Source organism: Nonomuraea basaltis (assembly GCF_005893125.1).
Lineage (GTDB): Bacteria > Actinomycetota > Actinomycetes > Streptosporangiales > Streptosporangiaceae > Nonomuraea > Nonomuraea basaltis.
Map to the genome: position 1 here is coordinate 20,099 of NZ_VCJS01000164.1, position 8,628 is coordinate 28,726.

10 protein-coding genes are annotated in these 8,628 nt (G+C 70.8%); 5 read left to right on the forward strand and 5 right to left on the reverse strand.

What is annotated here, in order from left to right; all coding sequences use genetic code 11:
- The first annotated feature begins 27 nt into the window (after window positions 1–27).
- Entirely contained in the window at window positions 28–1,749 is a 1,722-nt protein-coding gene (locus tag EJK15_RS48460) for a gamma-glutamyltransferase family protein (protein WP_240777687.1), read from the forward strand.
- Here the strand turns inward: EJK15_RS48460 and EJK15_RS48465 are convergent.
- Together EJK15_RS48465 and EJK15_RS71490 are read right to left on the reverse strand one after the other, a co-directional pair.
- The gene (locus EJK15_RS48465) at window positions 1,746–3,200 is read right to left on the reverse strand and encodes a flavin-containing monooxygenase (protein ID WP_138717235.1); all 1,455 of its coding nucleotides are present in this window, start codon (window positions 3,198–3,200) and stop codon (window positions 1,746–1,748) included. The genes EJK15_RS48460 and EJK15_RS48465 overlap by 4 nt on opposite strands.
- A gap of 132 nt (window positions 3,201–3,332) precedes the next feature.
- Entirely contained in the window at window positions 3,333–3,506 is a 174-nt protein-coding gene (locus tag EJK15_RS71490) for a hypothetical protein (RefSeq protein ID WP_171074958.1), read from the reverse strand.
- 105 nt (window positions 3,507–3,611) lie between these two features.
- Between EJK15_RS71490 and EJK15_RS48470 the strand changes: the two genes are divergently transcribed.
- Both EJK15_RS48470 and EJK15_RS48475 read left to right on the forward strand, forming a co-directional pair.
- Window positions 3,612–4,394 (forward strand): SURF1 family protein, encoded by a 783-nt coding sequence (locus EJK15_RS48470; protein ID WP_171074959.1) that lies wholly within the window; start codon window positions 3,612–3,614, stop codon window positions 4,392–4,394.
- A gap of 2 nt (window positions 4,395–4,396) precedes the next feature.
- Window positions 4,397–4,708 carry a DUF3817 domain-containing protein gene (locus tag EJK15_RS48475; protein WP_138717236.1) on the forward strand — a complete coding sequence of 104 codons (312 nt, stop codon included), beginning with the start codon at window positions 4,397–4,399 and terminating at the stop codon, window positions 4,706–4,708.
- Window positions 4,709–4,740: 32 nt separating this feature from the next.
- On the opposite strand, the gene EJK15_RS48480 is transcribed toward EJK15_RS48475, so the two are convergent.
- The 3 genes from EJK15_RS48480 to EJK15_RS48490 form a co-directional block, all read right to left on the reverse strand.
- Window positions 4,741–4,935 carry a hypothetical protein gene (locus EJK15_RS48480; protein ID WP_138717237.1) on the reverse strand — a complete coding sequence of 65 codons (195 nt, stop codon included), beginning with the start codon at window positions 4,933–4,935 and terminating at the stop codon, window positions 4,741–4,743.
- 103 nt (window positions 4,936–5,038) lie between these two features.
- Window positions 5,039–6,109 (reverse strand): protein kinase domain-containing protein, encoded by a 1,071-nt coding sequence (locus EJK15_RS48485; RefSeq protein ID WP_138717238.1) that lies wholly within the window; start codon window positions 6,107–6,109, stop codon window positions 5,039–5,041.
- A 39-nt stretch (window positions 6,110–6,148) separates the two neighbouring features.
- Window positions 6,149–7,003, reverse strand: coding sequence for an arylamine N-acetyltransferase family protein (locus EJK15_RS48490; protein ID WP_138717239.1), 855 nt, complete (start codon window positions 7,001–7,003; stop codon window positions 6,149–6,151).
- A gap of 72 nt (window positions 7,004–7,075) precedes the next feature.
- On the opposite strand from EJK15_RS48490, the gene EJK15_RS48495 reads away from it, so the two are divergent.
- Both EJK15_RS48495 and EJK15_RS48500 read left to right on the forward strand, forming a co-directional pair.
- Window positions 7,076–7,759 carry a response regulator transcription factor gene (locus tag EJK15_RS48495; RefSeq protein ID WP_240777688.1) on the forward strand — a complete coding sequence of 228 codons (684 nt, stop codon included), beginning with the start codon at window positions 7,076–7,078 and terminating at the stop codon, window positions 7,757–7,759.
- On the forward strand, window positions 7,756–8,628 hold an 873-nt coding region (locus tag EJK15_RS48500; RefSeq protein ID WP_138717240.1), incomplete at its 3' end, for a sensor histidine kinase. The genes EJK15_RS48495 and EJK15_RS48500, both read left to right, overlap by 4 nt.

Here is an 8,628-nt window from a genome sequence, read left to right on the forward strand (position 1 = left end):
GGGCGTAGCTGGTCCATGGTGGAGACCATGCGTCGAGTGATCGTCCCCGTAGCAGCAGTCCTCATCACGCTCGTGCCGGCCGCGCCCGCACTGGCCGAGCCCCAGCAGAAGGTCCCGGTCGCCGAGGGGTACGGCGGCGCCGTCGCCACCGTCGACCTGGACGCCAGCAAGGCCGCCATCTCCGTGCTCAGGAAGGGCGGCAACGCCGTGGACGCCGCGGTCGCCGCCGGTGCGGTGCTCGGCGTCACCGAGCCGTACTCCTCCGGGCTGGCCGGCGGCGGCTTCATGGTCTACTACGACGCCAGGCAGCGTAAGGTCTTCACGATCGACGGCCGCGAGACCGCGCCCCAGGCCATGACCTCGACCACGTTGGAGGGCATCCCGTTCGAGGAGGGCGTCACCAGCGGCCTGTCGGCCGGCGTGCCCGGCACGGTCGCGAACTGGGACCTGGCCCTGCGCCGGTTCGGCACGATCTCGCTCAAGCAGGCGCTCCAGCCCGCCGTCGACGTGGCCGCCAACGGCTTCGTCGTGGACCAGACCTTCCACAACCAGACCGCCGCCAACGCCGCCCGGTTCAAGGACTTCACCTCCACGGCCCAGCTCTACCTGCCGAACGGCGCGCCGCCGCCCGTCGGGTCGGTCTTCAAGAACCCGCAGCTCGCGGACACGTACCGGGAACTGGGCAAACGCGGCCCCGGCTGGCTGTACGGCGGTCAGCTCGGCAAGGAGATCGTGGCCACTGTCAAGCAACCGCCGGTCACCCCCGGCAGCACCCGCAACGTCCGTCCCGGCCTGATGGAGCTGTCGGACCTGCGCGCCTACCGCGCCCTCATGCGCGAGCCCACCAAGATCTCCTACAACGGCATGGACGTGTACGGCATGGCGCCCCCGTCCTCCGGCGGATCGACGGTCGGCGAGGCGCTCAACATCCTCGAATCCCTGCCGGAAGCAGGACTGCACGAATACCTGGAGGCGTCCAGGCTGGCCTTCGCCGACCGCGGCAAGTACGTCGGCGACATCCCCGGCGTGCCGCTGAAGGAGCTGCTGTCCGACGGCTTCGCCAAGGAGCGCGCCTGCCTGGTCGGCGACGCGGCCATGCCGCACCCGGCCGCGCCGGGCAGCCCGGACGGCTCCTACGAGCCCTGCGCCCAGCCCACCGGCAGCGCCACCCCGGTCGCGGACGAGGGCCCCGAGACCACCCACCTGGTCGTGGCGGACCGCTGGGGCAACGTGATCGCCTACAACCTGACCATCGAGTCCACCGGCGGCAACGGCATCGTGGTCCCCGGACGCGGCGTGCTGCTCAACAACGAGCTGACCGACTTCACCTTCGGCCCGGCCCCCGGCGACCCGAACCTGCCGGGGCCCGGCAAGCGGCCGCGCTCGTCGATGGCGCCGACGCTGGTGTTCGACGACGGCAGGCCGGTGCTGGCGGCCGGCTCGCCCGGCGGCTCGACCATCATCACGACCGTGCTGCAGATCCTGCTCAACCGGTACGAGCTCGGCATGAGCCTGCCCGACGCGCTGGCCGCGCCGCGGGCCACGCAGCGCAACACCGCACAGACGCAGGCCGAGCAGGCGTTCCTGGACAGGTACCGGGCCGAGCTGGAGGCCCGCGGGCACAGCTTCGCGCTCAACCCGGAGATCGGCGCCGCCACGGCGCTGGAGCTCCTCGGCCGGGGCCGCATCCAGGCCGTGGCCGAGCCGGTCAGGCGCGGCGGCGGCAGCGCGATGGTGGTCCGCCCCTAGAAGATGAGCTCGTACGCGCCGGGCTGCACTTTTCTGGTACGCGCCCAGTACTCGAAGGTGAAGCCCGGCCAGATCGTCCGGTTCACGCCGTGCTCGTCCAGATACCAGGACCGGCAGCCGCCGGCGTTCCACACCAGCGGGTCGAGCCGCGCGCGCAGCCGCCGGTTGAACGCCCGCTGCGTCTCGGGCCTGACCTCCAGGGCCCGGGCCCGGGCCCTGGAGAGCAGGCGCAGGCATTCGACGACGTAGTCGACCTGCGATTCGATCATGAACACGACCGAATTGTGCCCGAGCCCGGTGTTGGGGCCGAGCAGGAAGAACAGGTTGGGGAAACCGGCAGTGGTGATCCCGTAGTACGCCTCGACGCCGTCCTTCCAGGCGTCCTGGATCGTCAGCCCGCCCCGGCCGAGGATCCGCCGGTCGGCGAGCGCGTCCACCACCTTGAAGCCCGTGCCGTAGACGATCACATCGGTCTCGTGCTCGACGCCGGCGGCGTCCACGATCGAGTGCTCCCGGATTTCGGTGATCTCGTCGGTGACGAGCGTGACGTCGTCCCTGGTCAGGGTGGGGTAGTAGTCGCTCGAGATGATGACGCGCTTGCAGCCGATCAGGTAGCCGGGGGTGAGGGCGCGGCGCAGGCCCGGGTCGGGGACCTGTGCCTCCAGGTGCCTGAGCGCCAGCCTCTCGTGGGCCTTCATCAGGCTCGGGTGCACGGCGAAGCCGAGCGCCCTGCTCTCCAGGGCCCAGTAGATGGCGTAGCGGAGCATCCTGGCCGCGCCGGGCAGGCGCAGGAGCCGGCGCACGCGCGGGGAGAAGGCGAAGTCGGGCTTCGGGTGCAGCCACGGGGCCGTGCGCTGGAAGACGGTCACGTGGCCGGCCGCCGGGGCGATCTGGGGGACGAACTGGGCGGTGGAGGCGCCGGTGCCGATGACGGCGACGCGCTTGCCGGTCAGGTCGGCGGAGTGGTCCCACTCGGCGGAGTGGAAGGCGGGGCCGGCGAACGACTCGCGCCCCGCAATTTCCGGAAATTTCGGGATGTGGAGAGCGCCGATGGCGGAGACCACCGCGTTCGTGCGCAGGGTCTCGCCGTCGTCCGTGGTGACCGACCAGGCGTGGCGCTCGTCGTCGTACTCGAGGGCGGTGACGCTCTTGCCGTACCGGATGTGCGGAGTCACGCCGTACTTGTCCGCGCACGAGCGGAGGTAGTCCTGGATCTCCTCTCGTGGGGCGAACATCCGGGACCAGCCGGGGTTGAGCTCGAACGAGTAGGAGTACATGTGCGACGGCACGTCGCACGCGCAGCCGGGATAGGTGTTGTCGCGCCAGGTGCCGCCCAGTTCGGCGGCCTTCTCCAGAATGACGAAGTCGTGGTGCCCGGCTTCCTTCAGCTTGATGGCCATGCAGATCCCGGCGAAGCCGGAACCGACGATCACTAACCCTGGCTCAGCCACTGGGGCCCTCCTATTAGACGCTAGGTCCAATGTAAGATTGCAGCCGAGGCGGGTCCAGAGGCGAAGCGGTCGAACTCGGGAACGACGAAAACCCGCCACGGCGTCGCGGCGGGTCGTCCTGTTCCCGGGGGTCTACCTCAGGAGGAGGAAGGCGGCGACGCCGATGATCGCGATCGCCACGACGACCGCGATGATGGGCAGCAGGGGCGACTTCTTGGGCTTGGCCGTGGCCTCCTGCTCGCGCGCCTGCGCGAACGCACGGAAAGCCTGGGTGTTGCCCGCCGGGTCGATATGCTGGTCAGACATGGCCAGCAGCCTAGCGTGATCGGCTGCGGCATTTGTGTCATTTAGCGGGATCCGTGGGGACGGGCTGATTACGGGACCACCCCACCCGGCGGATAACTTTGAAGCATGCTCAGGACCCTGCTCTCTCCCCGCATCATGGGGTTGCACCTGCTCACGATCGGGGTCCTGATCGCGTTCATCCTGCTCGGACGCTGGCAGCTCGGCGTCTTCCAAGATTCGGGAAAGCCTCTGGCCGCCTCGGATCCCGGACCCGCCGCGGCCGCCACGCTCGCCCCGGTGGGCGCGCAGCTGAGCGGCGAGGCCGTGGGGCGCAGGGTCACGGCGGAGGGCGTCTACGAGGCCGGCCGCCAGCTGCTGGTCGCCGACCGGCGGGCCGACGTCGACGCCCCCGGCGGCAACGTCTCGCGGGACGACGGCTACTGGGTGCTCACGCCGCTCAAGCTCGACGACGGCACGCTGATGCCGGTGGTGCGGGGCTGGGTGGCCAGGAGCGACGACCCGGCGGTGGCGGCCGTGCCGCAGGGCAGGGTCACGGTGGCCGGGCGGCTGCGGCCCCAGCAGGGAACCGACAGCGTGCAGCGGCGCGCCGAGGGCCTGCCCGCCGGCCAGGTGCAGACGGTGTCCAGCGGCGAGCTGGTCAACCTGTGGGCCGGGCAGCGGATCCGCACCGGCTACGTGGTGGCGCAGCCGCCGTCCGGGTCGCTGACTCAGGTCAAGGTCGATCCACCGGTGGTGGGCGGCACGCTGACCTGGCGTAATCTGGCGTATGCCGCCAACTGGTGGATCTTTGCCGGATTCGCCGTGTTCATGTGGTTCCACTTCGTACGCGATGCCGTACGAACGGATCGGGATCGTGGCAAATCCCCTGAGATGGCTCTGGAAGGTTAATCGTGGAATCGGCTCTGAAGCCCTTCCGGGCGCTCGCCTACGTGGTCGGCGTCATGCTGCTCGTGCTCTGCGTCGCCATGGTGCTGCGTTACGGCTTCGGCAACCCGGCCATGTCGAAGATCACCGCGCCCATTCACGGCGGGTTCTACATGATCTATCTGATCGCGGTCATGAATCTGGGCATGAAGGCACGCTGGGCGTGGCCGTACATGCTCGGCGTCATGCTCGGAGGCACGGTGCCGTTCCTGTCGTTCTACGTCGAGCGCAGGGTGACCCAGCGCGTGCAGTCGGCGCTGGCCGCGGCGGAGGCCTGAGACCCGGCCCTTGAGGCCCCCGCCGCCGGAGCTCAGCGGCCGATGCCGCGCTTGCGGACCCTCCTGAGCCGCTCACGCTGCGACTGGTCGAGCATCAGATAACCGACCACCGGGGCGGCGACCACGCCGAGGATTACCAGCAGGGTGATCCATCCGGCCCCGAAGAAGATCAGCGAGAGCAGAACCGCGGCGCCTGCGCCAATGGCGTACTTCTGGACTGGCGACATCCTCAACTTCCTCCGAACGCGGAGCGCGCGCCCCGCCTCTCCCACATTGTGCGTCGTCAATCCAACGAGTGAGCCCCCGACTTGGTTCCTTTCGCGATGTATCTCAATTGTTGCGCGGGCGATCGAGGGCCGTCAGCTCCCGTCGGACCTGCTCCAGGGCGGGACGGTCGGCCGGATTGCCCGACAGCAGCCGGAACAGCAGAGGCGCCAGCGCGCCCGCCCGGCTCAGCGGCGCGCCCGGCGCGGGCGGCGTCCCCTCGACGGCGGCGAAGAGCGTGGCCCCGAGCGACCACAGATCGGCCTCCCGGCTCTGGACGCCCTCCGGAGCCGTGTACGCGGGCAGGGTCCCGGAACGCAGCGACGGGAGCAGCGTCGGCCGGCCGTTCGCGTCGATTAGAACGTTCCCAGGCTGGACCCCGCCATGGACGCCGGCCCCGCGCCGCAGCCGATCGATCACGGCCAGCCCGATCGCGGCCACCTCGGCGGGCGGAAGCGGCCCCAGCGACTCGATGAGCCGGTCCAGCGGCTGGTCCACGGCCAGCCGCTCGAGCGTCTCGCGGATCACCTCGACCGGCGGTGGTCCCGCGGGGTGCAGTATCGCCCTGACCAGCGACCTGAGCGGGTCCGGGCCCGCGGCGGGCACCTGCCCCGGCGGCCGGCCCTCGATCGCGAAGTGCAGCGTCGCCCCCAGCGACCACAGGTCGCCGGACGGCCACGTGCTGCGGCTCGGCAGCCCGAACCCGGTCAGCACGGCCCGGCCCGTCGTGGTGAGCAGCACGTTGCCGGGCTCGACGTTCCCGTGCACGAACGCCGCCGCGTGCGCGGTCGTCAGCGCCGACAGGACGCCGACGCCGGCCCTGGCCGCCTGCATGATGGGGAGCGGGCGCCGCGTGCGGATGGTCTGCTCCAGCGACGCCCCCGAGACGAACTCCATGACCAGCCACGGCGTGCCGTCCTCGACCACCACGTCGAGCACCCGCACGATCGAGGGGTGCCGCAGGGCCATGGCCCTGCGCGCCCGGTGCAGCGCGGAGTCGCGCAGCTCGGCGGGAAGCCGCAGCTCCCTGACCGCGACGTCACGATGATCGGACTCGTCGAAGGCCAGGCGTACGGATCCCGCGCCCAGGGGGTTGAGCAGCCGGTACCTACCGGCCAGCTTCCTGGTCTCTCCCATGTCGAGGTGCACGATAGCGCCCGTTCGCAGCCGTGGCCATCACGCCGGATCGCCGGCCAGCCAGGCCTCATGAGCGTCGTGCAACCTGCACCAGAGCTTGTCCTTCTCCTCGGCGCTGACGTCGTCGAGCGGCAGCAGGAACACGTCCGCCAGCGCCGCGTAGTAGTCACGCGCCGTGTTCAGGGTGACCGAGTGCGCGCCGGCGCCGATGCGGGACAGGACGAGCCCGCGCAGGCCGTCCACGCCCGAGGCGTCGCGCCGCTGAACCGTGGCGACCCGGACGAAGCCGGAGGTCGGCGACGTGGTCAGGTGCAGGTGCATGTCCGTGAACGCGGACATGTCCGTAGGGTCCGGGCCGAAGTCCATGCCCAGGAACGAGCCCTTCGGGTCGTGGTCGAGGCGCCAGCCGCCCGGCGCGATCTCCGACGGGCGCAGGACGTACTCGAAAGGTCCCTGCCGGTACGTGCTCGCGACCAGCGGGATCGGCTCGTGCGGCCCGTCGCCGAGCCCGAGGTCGACCAGCCACTCACCGCCCGGATTGTCGTCCGACGGGAGGCCGCGCACCGTGAGCACCAGGTGGTTGGCGGTGATGCCGGGCTCGACGCCGGGAGGCTGCACGCCGCCGACGTGCCGGGTCACGTCGTAGCCGAGTGCGGTGGCCAGCGCGGAGAACGCGCCGTTGAGGTGGAAGCAGTAGCCGCCGCGGCCCCCGATGATGCGCTCGGCCGACTCGAGGGGATCGACGGTGGTGGGGCGGCCCAGCCAGATGTTCAGGGCTTCGTACGAGACCTTCTCGATGTGGGCGACGTTCAGCGCCCGCAGGTTCTCCGCGCTGACCGGAGCGTTGAGCAGGTGGGGCAGGCCGATGCGGCGAAGGTATCCGGCTGTGTTCACCCGCCAAGTCTGCACCGGAAATGCACGATTAAGGAGGTGTCGTCTGCACAGGGCGCTTCTAGTCTTTCGTACGTGGCAGAGCAGCGACGGATCCTCGTGGTCGAGGACGACAAGACGATCGCGCTGGCCGTACGGAACAGGCTGGCCGCAGAGGGCTTCGACGTCAGAGTGGCGGGCGACGGGCAGGACGCACTGATCCAGTACGGCAAGGCGGAGCCCGACCTGGTGATCCTCGACCGGCTGCTGCCGGGCCTTGACGGGTTAGAGGTGTGCCGCCGGATGCAGGCGGCCCGGCCGGTGCCGGTGCTGATGCTGACCGCGCTCGGCGAGGAGACCGACGTGCTGGTCGGGCTCGGGGTGGGGGCCGACGACTACCTGGCCAAGCCGTTCAGCATGCGCGAGCTGGTGGCCCGGATCCACGCCCTGCTCCGCAGGGTGGAGCGGGCGGCCCAGCTCGCCGTCGAGGACACCGTGATCAGGGTGGGCGAGGTGGAGATCGACACCGCGGCCCGCAGGGTGTTCGTGCGAGGCGTGGAGGCGCAGCTCACCAGGACCGAGTTCGACCTGCTGCGCCGCCTGGCCGAGCGGCCCGGGCAGGTCTTCGAGCGCGACCGGCTGCTGTCCGACGTGTGGGGCTTCTCCGAGGCCGCCGCGACCAGGACCGTGGACAGCCACGTCCGGGCGCTGCGCCGCAAGCTGGGCTCCGACGTCGTACGCACGGTGCACGGCGTCGGCTACGCCCTGGTGCGGCGATGAGGCCGCTCGACTTCCTGGGCCGGATCAAGGTCAAGCTCGGCATCGTCATCGTGCTGGCCGTGGGCACCGCGTTCGTGGTGAACGAGGTCGGGCTCAACTCCGGGTTCTCCCGCGACGTACGCATCGCGGTCGCCGTCGTCCTGGCGCTGATCATGGTGCAGGTCCTGGCCATGGGGATGACCAAGCCGCTGCGCCAGATGGCCAGCGCCGCCCAGACCATCGCCAAGGGCCGATACACGCTGCGGGTCAACGCCACCTCGCGGGACGAGGTGGGGGAGCTGGCCAGGGCGTTCAACGCGATGGCGGCCGACCTCGGCGAGGTGGACAGGCAGCGGCGCGAGCTCGTCGCGAACGTCAGCCACGAGCTGCGTACCCCCATCACCGGCCTGCGCGCCGTCCTGGAGAACGTCGTGGACGGGGTCTCCGCGCCCGACCCCGTCACCATGCGGACCGCGCTCGCCCAGACCGAGCGGCTCGGCCGCCTCGTGGCCCAGCTGCTCGACCTGTCGCGGCTCGACTCGGGCGTGCGGCTCATCGAGTCCGAGGCCATCGAGCTGGCGCCACTGATCGAGCAGGCGGTGCTCGAGGCCGCGCTGGCCCGCGAGGACGTGGTCATCCGGCCGGACGTACCGGGCGATTTGGTAGTGCGCGCCGACCCCGACCTGCTCGCGCAGGTCCTGGCGAACCTCCTCGACAACGCGGTACGGCACAGCCCTCCGGACGGGGTGGTGACCGTGACCGGCGCGGCGGAAGGGGACGGGGTGCGGGTGGTCGTCGCCGACCTCGGGCCGGGGATCCCGGTCTCGGCCAGGGGGCGCGTGTTCGAGCGCTTCTCCCGGCTGGACGCGGGGCTGTCTCTTATACAATCT